The organism is Hydrobacter penzbergensis, from assembly GCF_900106985.1.
Lineage (GTDB): Bacteria > Bacteroidota > Bacteroidia > Chitinophagales > Chitinophagaceae > Sediminibacterium > Sediminibacterium magnilacihabitans.
In genome coordinates, this window is record NZ_FNNO01000001.1 from 158,118 (window position 1) to 173,485 (window position 15,368).

Annotated in this window: 14 protein-coding genes; 8 read left to right on the plus strand and 6 right to left on the minus strand. The window is 46.0% G+C overall.

All coding sequences use genetic code 11. From position 1 onward, the window contains the following. The first annotated feature begins 49 nt into the window (after positions 1–49). The 6 genes from BLU98_RS00790 (at position 50) to smpB (ending at position 6,185) form a co-directional block, all read left to right on the plus strand. Positions 50–1,405 carry a pyridoxal-phosphate dependent enzyme gene (locus BLU98_RS00790; RefSeq protein ID WP_092721342.1) on the plus strand — a complete coding sequence of 452 codons (1,356 nt, stop codon included), beginning with the start codon at positions 50–52 and terminating at the stop codon, positions 1,403–1,405. Positions 1,406–1,575: 170 nt separating this feature from the next. Beyond that, complete coding sequence (locus tag BLU98_RS00795; protein WP_092721343.1) at positions 1,576–2,376, plus strand: helical backbone metal receptor; 801 nt, start codon at positions 1,576–1,578, stop codon at positions 2,374–2,376. An 86-nt stretch (positions 2,377–2,462) separates the two neighbouring features. After that, positions 2,463–3,530: a class II fructose-bisphosphate aldolase gene (gene fbaA / locus BLU98_RS00800; protein ID WP_092721344.1), complete on the plus strand. Its 1,068-nt coding sequence runs from the start codon at positions 2,463–2,465 to the stop codon at positions 3,528–3,530. Between the two features lie 162 nt (positions 3,531–3,692). Further along, on the plus strand, positions 3,693–4,751 hold the full coding sequence (locus BLU98_RS00805; RefSeq protein WP_092721345.1) for a class I fructose-bisphosphate aldolase: 1,059 nt from the start codon (positions 3,693–3,695) through the stop codon (positions 4,749–4,751). A 47-nt stretch (positions 4,752–4,798) separates the two neighbouring features. Beyond that, on the plus strand, positions 4,799–5,716 hold the full coding sequence (gene accD, locus BLU98_RS00810; protein WP_092721346.1) for an acetyl-CoA carboxylase, carboxyltransferase subunit beta: 918 nt from the start codon (positions 4,799–4,801) through the stop codon (positions 5,714–5,716). Between the two features lie 28 nt (positions 5,717–5,744). Beyond that, positions 5,745–6,185, plus strand: coding sequence for an SsrA-binding protein (gene smpB, locus BLU98_RS00815; RefSeq protein ID WP_092721347.1), 441 nt, complete (start codon positions 5,745–5,747; stop codon positions 6,183–6,185). A gap of 88 nt (positions 6,186–6,273) precedes the next feature. Here smpB and BLU98_RS00820 read toward each other — a convergent pair whose 3' ends face one another. Continuing rightward, positions 6,274–8,817 (minus strand): ATP-dependent Clp protease ATP-binding subunit, encoded by a 2,544-nt coding sequence (locus BLU98_RS00820; protein ID WP_092721348.1) that lies wholly within the window; start codon positions 8,815–8,817, stop codon positions 6,274–6,276. Positions 8,818–8,908: 91 nt separating this feature from the next. Here BLU98_RS00820 and BLU98_RS00825 point away from each other — a divergent pair, with 91 nt between their 5' ends. Then, a complete protein-coding gene (locus BLU98_RS00825; RefSeq protein WP_092721349.1) occupies positions 8,909–9,289 on the plus strand; it encodes an STAS domain-containing protein in 381 nt (126 codons plus the stop codon). Between the two features lie 19 nt (positions 9,290–9,308). Here the strand turns inward: BLU98_RS00825 and BLU98_RS00830 are convergent, their stop codons facing one another. Then, entirely contained in the window at positions 9,309–10,055 is a 747-nt protein-coding gene (locus tag BLU98_RS00830) for a DeoR/GlpR family DNA-binding transcription regulator (protein WP_026769816.1), read from the minus strand. 57 nt (positions 10,056–10,112) lie between these two features. Between BLU98_RS00830 and dnaG the strand changes: the two genes are divergently transcribed. Next, positions 10,113–12,050, plus strand: coding sequence for a DNA primase (gene dnaG, locus BLU98_RS00835; protein ID WP_092721350.1), 1,938 nt, complete (start codon positions 10,113–10,115; stop codon positions 12,048–12,050). Position 12,051: 1 nt separating this feature from the next. On the opposite strand, the gene BLU98_RS00840 is transcribed toward dnaG, so the two are convergent. From BLU98_RS00840 to prmA, 4 genes are all read right to left on the minus strand, one after another. Continuing rightward, the gene (locus tag BLU98_RS00840; protein ID WP_051348035.1) at positions 12,052–12,717 is read right to left on the minus strand and encodes a YdeI/OmpD-associated family protein; all 666 of its coding nucleotides are present in this window, start codon (positions 12,715–12,717) and stop codon (positions 12,052–12,054) included. A 140-nt stretch (positions 12,718–12,857) separates the two neighbouring features. Further along, the gene (locus BLU98_RS00845) at positions 12,858–13,694 is read right to left on the minus strand and encodes a M48 family metallopeptidase (protein WP_092721351.1); all 837 of its coding nucleotides are present in this window, start codon (positions 13,692–13,694) and stop codon (positions 12,858–12,860) included. A gap of 88 nt (positions 13,695–13,782) precedes the next feature. After that, positions 13,783–14,436 (minus strand): glycerol-3-phosphate 1-O-acyltransferase PlsY, encoded by a 654-nt coding sequence (gene plsY, locus BLU98_RS00850; RefSeq protein WP_026769808.1) that lies wholly within the window; start codon positions 14,434–14,436, stop codon positions 13,783–13,785. A gap of 78 nt (positions 14,437–14,514) precedes the next feature. Beyond that, the gene (gene prmA, locus BLU98_RS00855; RefSeq protein ID WP_092721352.1) at positions 14,515–15,333 is read right to left on the minus strand and encodes a 50S ribosomal protein L11 methyltransferase; all 819 of its coding nucleotides are present in this window, start codon (positions 15,331–15,333) and stop codon (positions 14,515–14,517) included. Positions 15,334–15,368: the final 35 nt, after the last annotated feature.

Below are 15,368 nucleotides of genomic sequence, written 5' to 3' on the forward strand. Positions count from 1 at the left end.
GACATCAGCCATTTCCTTCTATCTTTGCACAAACAACCGTTAGTCTATCATGTGGCTGAACAATATACTGGAGACCATTGGCAATACACCGCTCATTAAACTCAACAAGATTACCAAAGACCTGCCTGCTACCGTGGTAGCCAAAGTGGATTATTTCAATCCGGGCAACTCCATCAAAGACCGCATGGCGTTGAAAATGGTGGAAGTAGCAGAACAGGAAGGTAAACTGAAGCCCGGCGGTACCATCATAGAAGGAACCAGCGGTAACACGGGTATGGGATTGGCACTGGCCGCCTGTGTGAAAGGATACAAATGCATTTTTGTTACCACCGATAAACAATCTAAAGAAAAGGCCGATATCCTCAAAGCCGTTGGCGCGGAAGTGATTGTTTGTCCCACTAACGTGTTACCCGACGACCCCAAAAGTTATTACAGCGTAGCCAAACGCCTGGCCAGGGAAATTCCCAATTCCATGTACATGAACCAGTACGATAACCTGGCGAACAGGCTGGCGCATTACGAAAGCACAGGACCCGAAATTTGGGAACAGACAGAAGGCAAGATCACGCACCTGGTTTGCACGGCTGGCACAGGAGGTACCATTACAGGAACAGCTATGTATCTCAAAGAAAAGAATCCCAACATCAAGGTATGGGCCATTGATGTGTATGGTTCTTTGCTCACTAAATATTTCAGGACCGGTGAGATTGACATGAACGAAGTGCATCCTTATATCTCTGAAGGTTTCGGTGAAGATTTTGTTCCACAGAACTATGATATGCATGTGATCGATCATTTTGAACAGGTAACCGATAAAGATGGTGCGGTGATGGCACGCAGGATTGCCAAAGAAGAAGGATTGTTCTGCGGATACAGTGCAGGCAGTTGCTTGCAGGGATTGATGCAGTTAAAAGATTCTTTGAAAGCAGGCGATGTGGTGGTTTGCATCTTCCACGATCATGGCAGCCGTTATGTGGGCAAAATTTATAACGATCAATGGATGATGGAACGCGGTTTCCTGGATGTAAAAACATTCAAAGACATCGTGAACGGCCGCGCCAATCAGAAACTGGTTACTGTAACGCCCGGACATATCGTATCTGAAGCCGTTGAACTGATGAAGAAACACGATATTGAGCAGATACCCGTAATGCAGGGTAATGAACTGGTGGGTTCATTGAGTGAAAGCGGACTTTTCCAGAAAATATTCAGTAATCCTGAAATCAAAAATGCCAAAGTATCCAGTGTGATCGAGCATGCCTACCCCGTGGTTGATTTTGTAACTCCCGTTGAAAAAATCGGCAACCTGATCAACAAAGAAAACGGTGCAGTGCTGGCAAAAGACGAAAAAGGCGAATACCATATCGTTACCAAGTACGATGTGATCCAGAGCCTGGCGAAGTAAGGTATGAGTTGATAGTTGTTAGATAAATTCAGCGAAGTAAAAAAGATCTGGGAGCAGACGGAGTTTGAAATTTCTACTATCAACGATGTTTTACAAGCCAAAGGCGATCTCAAGCTGGGCGCAAGCACCACGGTGGCTTTAGGGTTAATACTCTTCCAACTAACATCTCCATGATCTCGTTTTGTGACCAAATAGGCAGAAGCATTGAATTAAAAGAGCTTCCCAGGCGTATTATTTCATTGGTGCCTTCACAAACAGAGTTATTATTCAACCTGGGATTGGACGAAGAAGTAGTGGGCATCACGAAATTTTGTGTTCATCCGCAGCAATGGTTTAAGAGCAAAACAAGGATCGGTGGCACCAAGTCTGTTAAGCCGTCATTGATAAAAGAATTGAGGCCCGACCTGATCATTGCCAATAAAGAAGAGAATACCAAAGAACAGGTGGATGCTCTCCGCGATCTGGCGCCTGTTTATACCAGTGATATCAGTACGCTCAACGACGCACTCATTATGATACGGCAGATAGGAATCATCACGGGTAAAGAACCTGCAGCTGAAAAAATCATTCATACTATCCGGGAAGGTTTCGCCGATTTATCCCCCACCTCCGGTCATCAAAAAACTCGCACTGCCTACCTCATTTGGCGCAACCCCTATATGAGCGTTGGCGGCGATACATTTATCCATGATATGCTCACTCGTTGTGGGTTTCAAAATGTGTTTGCCGGTCAAACCCGTTACCCGGAAACCAGCATTGAGGAGTTGGCATCTAAAAACACAACATTGATCCTCTTATCCAGCGAACCTTATCCTTTCCGCGAACAGCATATTGCTGAAATCCGGCAGTCATTGCCGCAGGTATCTATCGAGTTGGTAGACGGCGAAATGTTCAGTTGGTATGGCAGCCGCCTGCAGCAGGCTCCTGCTTATTTCACCAGCCTCTTGCAAAAGCTGGCCCATCATTCCTGAAAGCTAACAACCATTTGTCCTAAGTAGCTTATCTTGCCGAAATTATAAGCAAATTGAGCATTCATCGTAAATCAAAAAACTTTAGCATGAAAAAATACAAAGCCGGGGTCTTATTTGGAGAAGAACTGGAAGCCTTATACAACGACGCAAAAGACAATCATTTCGCCCTGCCGGCAGTGAATACCATCGGAACCAATACCATCAACGCTACCCTTGAAACTGCTGCAAAAGTAAATTCACCTGTTATCATACAATTTTCCAATGGCGGTGCACAGTTCATCGCAGGAAAAGGAATGCCCAACGACAACTTCCAGGGCAATATTGCAGGCGGCATATCCGGCGCATTGCACATTCACAATGTGGCCAAATACTATGGCGTACCGGTGATACTGCATACCGATCATGCTGCCAAGAAATGGCTGCCATGGGTAAGCGGACTCATCGATGCCGGTGAGCAGTTTTACAAAGAGAAAAAGCAACCTTTGTTCAGCTCTCACATGCTGGACCTTTCTGAAGAGCCCATCGAAGAGAACATCCATACTTCTGTTGAATTTTACAAACGGATGGCCCCACTGGGTATGAGCATCGAGATTGAACTGGGTGTTACCGGCGGTGAAGAAGACGGTGTTGACAACAGCGGAGTGGAAAACGATAAACTCTATACACAACCACAGCACGTGGCTTATGCATATACCGAGCTGAGCAAAGTAGGCAAACTGTTCACCGTGGCCGCAGCCTTCGGTAATGTGCATGGTGTTTATAGTCCGGGTAATGTGGAACTCCGCCCCGAAATCCTGAAAAACAGCCAGGACCATATTGAAAAAGAACTCAAAACCGGCAAGAAGCCTGTTTACTTTGTATTCCACGGTGGTAGCGGCTCTCCCCAGCACCAGATCAGGGAAGCCATTGGTTATGGCGCCATCAAAATGAACATCGATACCGATCTCCAGTGGTCATTCTGGGAAGGTGTTCAACAATTTTATAAGAAGAATGAAGCTTATCTGCAAGGTCAGTTAGGTAATCCTGAAGGAACTGATAAGCCCAACAAAAAATATTACGATCCTCGCGTATGGTTACGCAAGGCTGAAGAGACTTTCTCCAAGCGCCTTGAAGTGGCGTTTGAAGACCTCAATTGTATCAACAGGAACGCGTAACAAATTGTAAACGTCATCCCGGGCGTAGCCGAGGGATCTGTTGGAATTGATAGCAGCTCCTTCGACTCGCTTCGCTCGCTCAGGATGACGTTTCATTTATAAGTCAACCATTTTCCCTACTTTTATTTAACTAACGACTGTTAACTTATTAAAAGTAGTATCATGCCCAATCAAAAAATCGTCGACCTGCTGGGCGATAAAGCCGCTTACCTGCTCGATCACCAATGCACTACCATTGATCAATCGAGCCTTCATCTTCCTTCACCCGATCACATAGAAAAGAGCTGGATCAACAGTAATCGCAATAACACCACCCTGCGTAATTTCCAGACACTGCTCGATCATGGCCGGCTCGGCGGCACAGGCTATTGCAGTATTTTCCCGGTAGACCAGGGCGTGGAACACAGCGGTGGATCGGCCTTCGCTCCCAACCCTATTTATTTCGATCCGGAGAATATTGTGAAGCTGGCGATTGAAGGCGGTTGTAATGGCGTAGCTTCTACATATGGTGTATTGGGTTTGATGAGTCGCAAGTACGCACACCGGATACCTTTTATTGTGAAGATCAATCACAACGAATTCCTGAGTTATCCCAACCGTTATGACCAGACTATGTTCGGTACCATCCGCAGCGCCTGGAATATGGGAGCCATTGCTGTAGGTGCTACTATCTACTGGGGAAGCGCCGAGAGTGCAAGGCAACTGAAAGAAGTAGCGGAAGCATTTGAAATGGCGCATGAGCTGGGCATGGTTACTATTCTCTGGTGTTATACACGCAACAATGCATTTAAAGTAGATGGTGTGGATTACCATACTTCAGCCGATCTTACCGGCCAGGCCAACCACCTGGGTGTAACATTGCAGGCCGATATCATCAAACAAAAATTACCCACTAATAATGGTGGCTATCTTGCCACCAAGCATGGCAAAACGAGTCCGCTCGTGTATACAAAACTCACCACCGACCACCCCATCGATCTCTGCCGTTACCAGTTACTGAACTGTTATAGTGGCCGTGTGGGACTGATCAATTCCGGTGGCGAAAGCAAGGGCGCCAGCGACCTTGCGGAAGCCGTATACACCGCAGTCATCAACAAAAGGGCCGGTGGTATGGGATTGATCCTGGGGCGTAAAGCTTTCCAGCGCCCGATGTCGGAAGGTGTTGACATGCTTCAAACCATCCAGGACGTTTACCTCGACAGAACCGTTACAATTGCCTGATATACCAATTATTGTCTATCTTCGACGCCCAACTTGAATTGTCCGATATGAAAAAAGAGCGTGAAGAAGATTTTGAAGTCAATCTGACCGGAGAAGAAATGCAAGGTGAAGAAGCCAAGCCCAGGTGGTTTAAGCGTATACGCAAGGGTATTTTGACTTCTACGGCTGATAAAAAGGAAACGCCTGAAGGGCTTTGGAGCAAATGCCCTGAATGTAATTATATCTGTACTACCACAGAACTCAAAGAAGCGCTGTATGTTTGTCCGAAATGCAATTACCATCACCGCATAGGCAGTGAGGAATATTTCGACATCCTGTTCGATAACAAATCGTACACTGTGATGTACGATAACATATTCAGCGTTGATGCGTTGCATTTTACCGATCTGAAGCCTTACCAGAAAAGGTTGGATGATATCCATTCCAAGACCAACCTGAAGGATTCCATGCGCGTGGCAACCGGCACTGTCAATGGCCAAGGATTGGTAGTTGCCTGCATGGATTTTGAATTCATCGGCGGGTCATTGGGCAGTGTGATGGGAGAAAAGTTCAGCCGTGCTGTTGATTATTGCATTGAACACAAATTACCTTACCTGGTAATCAGTAAGAGCGGTGGCGCCCGTATGATGGAGAGCGCATTCAGCCTGATGCAACTTGCCAAAACCAGTGGTAAGCTTTCTCAACTGAGCGATGCAGGACTCCCCTATATTTCCCTGCTCACCGATCCTACTTTTGGTGGCATCTCTGCCAGCTTTGGCATGCTGGGCGACCTCAATATCGCTGAACCTGGTGCCCTGATTGGGTTTGCGGGACCACGTGTGATCAAAGAAACCATCAAGAAAGATCTTCCCGAAGGTTTCCAGCGCAGCGAATTTTTACTGGAACATGGTTTCCTGGATTTTATTATTGACCGGAAAATACTCAAAAACAGGTTGGCCGAAGTGATCACCCTGTTCCGCAATTGATCATCCTTTCATTGAACAGCAGAGGCCCATGGCGAAGGAAATGAATAACAGGCAGGCCTATTTCAATTACTACATAGAAGATAAATATGTTGCAGGCATTGCTTTGCTCGGTACCGAAGTTAAATCGATTCGGGACGGCAAAGTAAGTTTCAACGACGCATTTTGTTTGTTCGATGATGGGGAGTTGTGGGTGCGCGGACTTTACATCGCCGAATATTCACACGGCACCACTAACAATCATATTGCCGTACACGACCGCAAATTATTACTCACGAAAAAGGAATTGAAAAAGATGGAAGTCAAGCTGAAAGACAAAGGCGTTACCATCGTTCCTTTACGCGTGTTCCTCAATGAAAAAAACCTGGTGAAAGTAGAGATCGGTTTTGCAAAAGGTAAGAAACTGCACGATAAACGCGAAACCATCAAGAACAGGGATGCCGACAGAGAGATCAAAAGGCACTTGAAATAATGATGGCCGTGACGGCGCTATAATAAAAACAAAAACCGCTTCAGTTTTTAATTGAAGCGGCTTGATATAACCAGTACTTACTTTCTCTTTACACATTCGCTCCTTCTTCCACGCGCTTGCGGAAATCGAATGTCAGTTTACCTGATTCTTTATCGAGATCGGCAACCAATACATCGCCCTGCTTGATGTTCAGGTTGAGTATTTCTTCTGCCAGCGGATCTTCCAGGTATTTCTGGATGGCCCTATGCAGCGGTCTGGCGCCAAACTGAGAGTCATATCCTTTATCGGCAATAAAATCCTTAGCGGCATCTGTGAGTTCCAGTGAGAAGCCCAGGTTTTGGAGGCGTTTCGAAACACCTTTCATCAGTATGTCGATAATGCTGAAGATGTGCTCCCTGGTAAGGGTATTGAATACCACCACATCGTCGATACGGTTGAGGAATTCAGGAGAGAAAGTACGCTTCAGCGCTTTTTCAATCACCGCTTTGTTATTATCCTCTGCATTCTGTATACGCGTAGCAGTAGCAAATCCTACACCGTCGCCAAATTCTTTCAGTTGACGCACACCGATATTGGAAGTCATGATGATCAATGTATTCTTGAAATCCACTTTTCTTCCCAGTCCATCGGTCAATTGTCCATCATCCAGCACTTGCAACAGGATGTTGTAGATATCGGGGTGTGCTTTTTCAATCTCATCCAGCAGGATCACACAGTAAGGTTTGCGACGCACTTTTTCAGTGAGCTGTCCGCCTTCTTCGTATCCTACATAACCGGGAGGGGCACCTATCAACCGGCTTACAGTGAACTTCTCCATGTATTCGCTCATGTCGATGCGTATAAGCAAATCTTCCGAATCGAACATATAGCGCGCCAGTGCACGTGCCAGTTCGGTTTTACCCACACCAGTTGGTCCCAGGAATATGAAAGTACCAATGGGCTTCTTCGGATCCTTGAGCCCCACACGGTTGCGTTGGATGGCTTTCACCACTTTGAGAATCGCTTCATCCTGGCCAACCACCATCGCTTTCATGTCTTCACTCATACGACGCAGTTTCTCGGTCTCGGCCTGTACCATGCGTTTCACCGGTATGCCCGTCATCATGCTCACTACTTCGGCAATGTTTTCTTCGGAGATCGGGTAACGTTTGTGTTTGCTCTCTTCCTCCCACAAAGTCTTGGCTTTTTCCAGCTCTTCTCCCAATCTTTTTTCCGTGTCACGCAAAGAAGCAGCTTCTTCAAAACGCTGGCTCTTGACTACTTTATTTTTTTCGTTCTTAACTTCTTCAATTTTTTTCTCCAGCTCAACGATGTTCTCAGGCACATTGATATTCTTGAGGTGAACGCGTGCACCCACTTCATCCAACACATCGATGGCTTTATCGGGCAGGAGCCTGTCGGTCATGTAACGGTCGCTGAGTTTTACGCACGCTTCAATGGCATCATCGGAATACGATACATTGTGGAAGTCCTCGTATTTGGCTTTGATGTTATTGAGAATGGTAATGGTATCTTCTACGCTCGGTGGTTCTACCAGCACTTTCTGGAAACGCCTGTCCAATGCGCCATCCTTTTCAATGTACATACGGTATTCATCGAGCGTGGAAGCGCCAATGCATTGGAGTTCCCCCCTGGCCAGGGCCGGTTTGAAAATATTCGACGCATCAAGCGATCCGCTGGCGCCACCTGCACCAACAATAGTATGTATCTCATCTATGAAGAGTATCACATCCCTGTTCTTCTCCAGTTCATTCATGATCGCTTTCATGCGCTCTTCAAACTGGCCACGGTATTTGGTACCGGCCACCAATGCAGCCAGGTCAAGTGAAATAACCCTTTTATCAAACAGCACACGGCTCACTTTGCGTTGCACAATGCGCAGGGCCAGTCCCTCTACGATGGCTGTCTTACCCACACCCGGCTCACCAATGAGAATAGGATTGTTCTTTTTACGGCGGCTAAGGATCTGGCTCACCCTTTCGATCTCTGCCTCACGGCCCACAATGGGATCGAGGTTACCGGCTTCTGCCAGCCTGGTGATATCCCTTCCGAAATTATCCAGTACCGGCGTTTTGCTCTTGGCATTCCCTGCCTGTTTGCCAGACCTTTGTTGCTGATATCCGGAAGCACGTTTTTCTTCGTCGAATTCGTCTTCGTTTTCGTCGGTGAACTCGCTCCGCGGGTTCGGGTTGGTAGTACCTACCATACCCAGCTCATTGCGGAAAAGATCATAGTCAACATCGAATTGGTTCAGTATCTGGGTGGCAATATTTTCTTTGTTCTTGAGGATGCTCAACATCAGGTGCTCGGTCTCTACCAGCGGGCTCTTCAGCGCTTTTGCTTCGAGAACGGTTACCCGTATCACTTTCTCGGCCTGCTTGGTTAGCGGCAGGCTGTTGATGTTGGCAATATTTTTTCCCGTCTTGTCTTTGACGGCCAATTCTACTTCTTTGCGTAATTCGTAAAGATCAATATTGAGTTGCTTCAGGACCTTGATAGCGGTATTATCTCCGTCGCGAATCAAACCCAATAATAGGTGTTCCGTTCCGATGAAGTCATTCCCCAGACGTAACGCCTCTTCCCTGCTGAAAGAAATGATCTCTTTAACCTGTGCTGAAAAATTATTATCCATAACCTAGATTGGATTTATACAATTATAACGAATATTTTTGACCGAAGTTGTGTGGCACTTATACACAACTGTTAATCTAAATTTACAATAAATGGAAGTCAAAATTGATACCAAGGAGAAATTTACCGTTGTAACGCCAATTCCGACGGAACTTACTGTCAATATAGCAGCCGCGATACGTGAAAAGTCACTCGAAAAGCTGCAAGAACCCATTAAAAATATTGTCCTAAATCTGGAAAATGTTTTCTCTATTGAGGAAGCAGCTGCTGCCGTTCTGGCAACACTCCAGCAGGAATTCTATGAAAAAAATACATCATTCGTGATTTGCTGCTTACAAAAGCCGGTAGAAGCGGCTTTTGCCGAAGCGGATATGCTGGATGTGATGAATATTACCCCTACCGAAAGCGAAGCATGGGATATTGTGCAGATGGAAGAAATAGAACGGGAATTACTTAGTGATGATGATATCTAACTCCACAAAGGTTTGTTGATCAAAGCACGATAATACCCTTGTCGTGATAAGCCCTTAAAATAGGATCTGAAGGCTCCAGTTCGGTGATGAGTACATCGATCTCTTCGGGCTTGCATACCTGGAGGCGCTGTACAGTGTTGAGTTTTTCGGCAATGGCCAGTGAAACGGTCTTATAAGAAGCTTTCACCATGGCCCTTTTTACTTCAATGATCTCCCACTCGAGGTCGGTAATACCCTGGTTGGCATCGATGCTGTTGGTGCCGAGGATGCACAGGTCGGCACGGATACCGGACAATCGCTGCACCACTTCTGCACCGACGGACATTTGTGCGTTCTTGGATATTTTATTTCCTAAAAAGATCACTTCGCTGTTGGGGTGCTCCAGGAGCGCCAGCGCAATGGGTACGCTCACCGTAATGAATGTGGCATTCAACTCAGGTGGCAGGGCTTTTACCAATTCCCGTATGGTGGTTCCACCAGAGAGCAGCACCAGCATCCCGTCGTGGATCATCTGTACCGCTTTGTAAGCAATGCTTCTTTTTTCGGGCTGGGAATAGATGGTATTGGTTTCCAGCGTAAAATGAAAAGACTTCGACAAGGCGCCGCCATGTACTTTGATCAGTTTGCCTTCCTCGGATAACTCCTGGAGATCCCGTCGCACGGTATCTTCGGAAACATTCAATTGTACACTCAGGTCAGACGACAACACCTTATTATGTATGTTGATTTGCTGAATGATGAAAGCCTGCCGTTCTTTTTTAAGCATGGATAAAAATAGGGAATAATAATTAATCAGGTACACTAACTTCGCCTTCCTGCCCCCATGATCAGCCAGCATACCATACAACAGATCACCAACCGGATAGACATCATTGATGTGGTAGGTGAATTCGTAAAACTCAAAAAGAGGGGCACCAATTATATCGGCCTCTGCCCTTTTCACAACGAGAAAGGTCCTTCTTTTACGGTATCGCCTTCCAAGGAAATCTACAAATGTTTTGGCTGCGGGAAAAGTGGTAATACCATCACTTTCCTGATGGAGCATGAAAAATACAGCTATGTGGAAGCCCTCCGCTGGCTGGCTGCCCGATACCATATAGAAGTAGAGGAAACCGAAACCAGCGCCGAGCAAAAGCAGTTCCTGCAAACGGCCGACAGCCTCTACGTGATCAATAATTTTGCGCAGAAATTCTTTACCGAGCAACTCCTGCATACCGATAATGGTAAAGCCATCGCACTTTCTTATCTCCGTGAGCGCGGGTTCCGGGATACCGTGATCGATAAATTCCAGTTGGGTTATAATCCCGATACAAAAGATACGCTTACCAAAGCTTTGCTGGCCAACCAGTTCAACGCGGAATTACTACCTAAAACCGGACTGGTCTCGGTTCGCAACAACAACGAGCTGGTAGATAATTATCGCGGCCGCATCATCTTCCCCATCCATAATATCTCCGGCAAGATCATCGGCTTCGGCGCCCGTATCATTGGTAAGAACGACCACGCACCCAAGTACATTAACACGCCGGAAAATGAGCTGTATGTAAAAAGCAAGATCCTCTACGGCTCTTATTTTGCGCGGATGGCCATCGATAAAGCCGACGAATGTTTGCTGGTGGAAGGCTATACCGATGTCATCAGCCTGCACCAGGCGGGTATTGAGAACGTAGTGGCCAGTGGCGGTACTTCGCTTACAACCGATCAACTACGGCTGATCAAAAAATACACGAACAATCTTACCATTATTTATGATGGCGATAATGCCGGTGTGAAAGCTGCATTGCGGGGGCTCGATATGGCCCTGGAAGAAGGTCTCGATGTACGCCTGGTACTGATACCGGATAATGAAGACCCCGACAGCTATGTAAATAAAGTAGGCGCAAAAGCTTTCAACGAATTCGTAGCAGCGGCTAAAAAGGACTTCATCATTTTTCAGCTCGAAGTCATGTTGCGGGAAGCGGGTGGCGATGTAACGAAGAAAAGCAATGTGGTAAACCAGGTAGCCGAAACCCTGAGCCGGATCAACCGGGTGGAAGATTTTACCAAGCAGCAGGATTATATACGCCAGTGCGCCGGCATCTTACGTATTGATGAGAATGGCCTGACCACCCTGGTAAACAAATACAAGCGCGAGCGCCTGGCCAAGGAAGAAAAACAACTGCCCTTCGAAACCAACAGGCAACAGGCATTTGAATCAACCGGTCAACAACCAGAACATGTACCCGATGAAGCACAGCTGCTCTTTTTACAAGACGAAGCACATGAGCGGAATGTTCTGCGGGTATTGCTGGAATATGGTCTTCGTTCATGGGATGAAACACGCGCTGTAGCCGAGTACATTTTTGAAGAACTGGAACAATTCCATATCGAAACACCGCAATTGGAAAAATTATACGAAACCTATAAATCGCAATATTACCAGGGACTGGAGCCCAATCCAAAAACACTGCTTTACCACGATGATGAAACCATACGACAGTTGGTAACAGGTATTACTTTGCCCCCTTACGAACTGAGCCAAAAATGGGATGAAGTGATGGAAGGCATGAACATCCTCAATCGCGACACGGCGCACCAGGATGTACTGATGAGCGTGAATTATTTCAAGCTGCGCAAGATTAAAAAAATGTTCGAAGAAAACCAGCGCGATATGGAGACAGCCGGCTTTGATGATTTCAAACGCTTACTGGAAGTGCATAAGCACCTGAAAGCAATTGAAACCGAACTGACAAAAAAAATCGGAACAGTGATTTTGAAGTAACTTATTTTTCCGAAGGGTTCTTCTTCCCTGCGAGGAGTTTTTCTAAAGCAGTCTCTAACCTTCTTTTCCGGGTTTCTTCTTTTTTAGCGCCTTCTATCCAACTCACGTATTCTTTTTGGTTGGTGAAGGAGAGTGAAGAAAAGAATTCGCGGGCATCACTGTGACGAGCGAACAATTTATCAAGCTCAACGGGCGGAACCACGAGCCTTTTTTCAAAATCGATGCCGTTGGCCGGCTCGTTTTTCATTTCGGCAAATGCGCGGCTGCGGTTGGGTATTTTATCGGTCTTCTTGAACCGGATGGCGCTCCATACATGATCGAGTGCTACCTGCCGTACCGACTCATATTCGCTTTGCGTGAGCAATTCCCAACTGCAATCGCGGTTGAGGTCACTAACGATCTTGCTGGTGGTCTTGGGATAAGCCACCCACAATTTGCTGTCATCATGCAACGCCGGGAATATATCCTTAAGCACATTATTCAACTGGCATTGGCTGAGTACAAAAAGCAGTACAAAATCTACCTTCTTGGTCTTCAATAAAGGCGTGACATTCTTGGCATAAGACAACTTGGTAAACTGTTTTTCGATGGAAGAAGGCAGACCTTGAATCAAAAGGGTCTTCTCATCTTTTAACTGCAGCTTTTCAAACAAACTCTGATTTGACATGCCTAAAATAGATTTCAGGGGAATGTAATATGGAGTGCAAAGTTAAAAAAATGTTACCGGGTATGCAAAGAAAAACGCAGCAAATTTGCCTATTTACCGCGTTTTTTAACGTATTTTCTCGGTTTTTCGCCTATTATATATTAATTTTTACTCATAGTCTTGCCAGACGGATGGTAATAATTTTTAACGGTTTCGTCCATCATAGCCTGTAATCTTTCAATTCGTGCCTCGTCGCTGGGGTGCGTACTGAGGAATTCGGGCGGCTTATTACCAGCACTGGCATCGGCCATCCGTTTCCAGAAAGGAATGGCTTCCCGGGGGTTGTAGCCGGCCAGAGCCGCAAACATCAACCCGAATTTATCGGCTTCAAATTCGTTCTTGCGGCTGAACGGCAGCATGACGCCGATATTGGTACCTACTCCGTAAGCGGTTTGGAACAAGCTTTGCGTTTCTGCAGGTTTATTTGCTGTGGCTACAGACAACGCCACGCCTCCCATTTGTTGTAACAATCCCTGGCTCATCCTTTCGTTACCGTGTTTGGCCAGTGCGTGGGTAATCTCATGCCCCATTACTATGGCCAATGCATCTTCGTTTCTGGTATAAGCGAGCAGCCCGCTGTACACCACAATTTTTCCACCGGGCATGCACCAGGCATTCACCTGTTTGTCGTTCACCAGGTTGATCTCCCAATTATAGCCGCTCAGCTCATTGCTCATTCCCTTTTCAGTATAATAGTTGGTAATGGCGCTGATCAGCCGGTTACCTACATGTTTTACCATTTCAGCATCTCTGTTGCCCGCAGGTGATATTACTTTATTGGTGGAAAGGAATTCTTTATACTGACTGAAAGCCATCGATTGCACTTCAGATTCCGGTACAAGGTTCAATTGGCTTCGGCCTGTGATCGCATTGCGTGTGCAGGAAGAAAAGGCAACGAGTACGCTTATGCCTGCCAATAATTTGATTTGTTTCTTCATAGTAATGGTTTATACAATACAAAGATAAGAACCGTGCCAAAAAATGTGTAGCAAGAAAAAGAGATAACAGGAATAAAATGGTTAACGGCTATTCAGCGTTTCTCCGTTGTTTGCGGCGATCGCGGTACTTGAGGATGGGCACTTTGCTTTCTGTTCCTTTGAGTATGCGGCCTATGTTTTTCTGGTGGGTGAGCACCACCATCAATGCCACCAATACGGCAAAAATGCGGTAAAGGGGTTCCTTTTCATTGAAGATAAAAAGAATGAACACCATGAAAGAAATACCTGCCAGTATAGAGCTGAGCGATACAAAACGTGTGAGGTATAAAACAAGAAGAAAAACACCGATACAGCAAATCGCAACCAGGGGTTGGATGGCCACAGCCATACCCAATAAAGTAGCAACTCCTTTGCCGCCTCTGAAACCAGCCCAGATAGGGAAAATATGTCCTATCACGGCAGAGAGTCCCAGTCCGATCATAAGATTGGTGCGGGCCCATTCGTCAGCCATGTAATAAGGCAATACAATATACAGGGAAGTGGCAACCACGCCTTTGATGATGTCGATGACCATTACAAAGCTGCCCCATTTGGAGCCGAGTACACGAAAGGTATTGGTGGCGCCGGCATTACCGCTGCCATAGTCGCGGATATCAATGTCGAAGAAGTACCTGCTTACCCATACGGCCGTTGGTATTGAACCAATCAAATAAGCTAATACAATGAGCAACAATTCGTTCATCAGGGGCGGTTGAAGTTTGGGGAAACAAATATAGCTTAAATGAAGATAATAATAAGTTAACAAGCCGTTAGGGGATAATTATTGCCGAAACCAGCAAGCTATCCACCCCTTACGTTCCAGGGTATTTTGATGCACCCATCCCATTTTACCGCAAGCTTCCCTTATATCAGCTTCATCTTCTTTTAACAATCCACTCAGTAATACATCTCCTCCCGGTTCCAGGTCATCCGCTAAATATGGCAGGTTATCCAGGATGATGTTTTTATTGATGTTAGCGATAACAACATCAAACTTTTGGTTTAATCTTGCATCATTAACTTTCTCTATTACAATATTTTGTGAACCATTAACTGAAGTGTTCTCCAGTGCATTTTCTATGCACCAGTCGTCGTTATCCACTGCCAGTATGGCTTTGGCTCCCAGCTTAGCCGCCAGTATCGCCAATATACCCGTGCCCGTACCAAAATCAAACACTGTTTTAGCCTCAAAACCAATGTCACGCATCAGTTGCATAACCAGGTAAGTAGTGGCATGGTGCCCGGTTCCAAAACTCATTTTGGGGGTAATAACAATTTCATGCTGCACACCTGTAAAAGGCGGGTGAAAAGCCGCCCTCACCCCTACAAAATCTTCTACCTGAACCGGCTCAAAATTGGATTCCCATACCGCATTCCAATTTTGTTTTTCAATGGTCGATTTTGAATATGTTAGATTATGCTTACCCAATATTTCATGGAGCGTATCTGCATCAAATATTTCGCCTGGTACATAAGCCTGCAGCGATCCTTCCAACTCCTCAAACCCATCATAACCTGCCGCGGCCAACTCGGCAATAATTTGCTCCCTGGCTAACTCATCTGTTACAGGAATCGAAATGCATTGGTATTGCGATGTCATGTTCCAATGAAAATGGAAAAGTCAAAAGTAGCCAG

Bases quoted from the DNA above. Each gene is read 5' to 3' on its own strand.
- BLU98_RS00790 (WP_092721342.1), top strand. From the start codon at position 50: ATGTGGCTGAACAATATACTGGAGACCATTGGCAATACACCGCTCATT.
- BLU98_RS00795 (WP_092721343.1), top strand. From the start codon at position 1,576: ATGATCTCGTTTTGTGACCAAATAGGCAGAAGCATTGAATTAAAAGAG.
- fbaA (WP_092721344.1), top strand. From the start codon at position 2,463: ATGAAAAAATACAAAGCCGGGGTCTTATTTGGAGAAGAACTGGAAGCC.
- BLU98_RS00805 (WP_092721345.1), top strand. From the start codon at position 3,693: ATGCCCAATCAAAAAATCGTCGACCTGCTGGGCGATAAAGCCGCTTAC.
- accD (WP_092721346.1), top strand. From the start codon at position 4,799: ATGAAAAAAGAGCGTGAAGAAGATTTTGAAGTCAATCTGACCGGAGAA.
- smpB (WP_092721347.1), top strand. From the start codon at position 5,745: ATGGCGAAGGAAATGAATAACAGGCAGGCCTATTTCAATTACTACATA.
- BLU98_RS00820 (WP_092721348.1), bottom strand. From the start codon at position 8,817: ATGGATAATAATTTTTCAGCACAGGTTAAAGAGATCATTTCTTTCAGC.
- BLU98_RS00825 (WP_092721349.1), top strand. From the start codon at position 8,909: ATGGAAGTCAAAATTGATACCAAGGAGAAATTTACCGTTGTAACGCCA.
- BLU98_RS00830 (WP_026769816.1), bottom strand. From the start codon at position 10,055: ATGCTTAAAAAAGAACGGCAGGCTTTCATCATTCAGCAAATCAACATA.
- dnaG (WP_092721350.1), top strand. From the start codon at position 10,113: ATGATCAGCCAGCATACCATACAACAGATCACCAACCGGATAGACATC.
- BLU98_RS00840 (WP_051348035.1), bottom strand. From the start codon at position 12,717: ATGTCAAATCAGAGTTTGTTTGAAAAGCTGCAGTTAAAAGATGAGAAG.
- BLU98_RS00845 (WP_092721351.1), bottom strand. From the start codon at position 13,694: ATGAAGAAACAAATCAAATTATTGGCAGGCATAAGCGTACTCGTTGCC.
- plsY (WP_026769808.1), bottom strand. From the start codon at position 14,436: ATGAACGAATTGTTGCTCATTGTATTAGCTTATTTGATTGGTTCAATA.
- prmA (WP_092721352.1), bottom strand. From the start codon at position 15,333: ATGACATCGCAATACCAATGCATTTCGATTCCTGTAACAGATGAGTTA.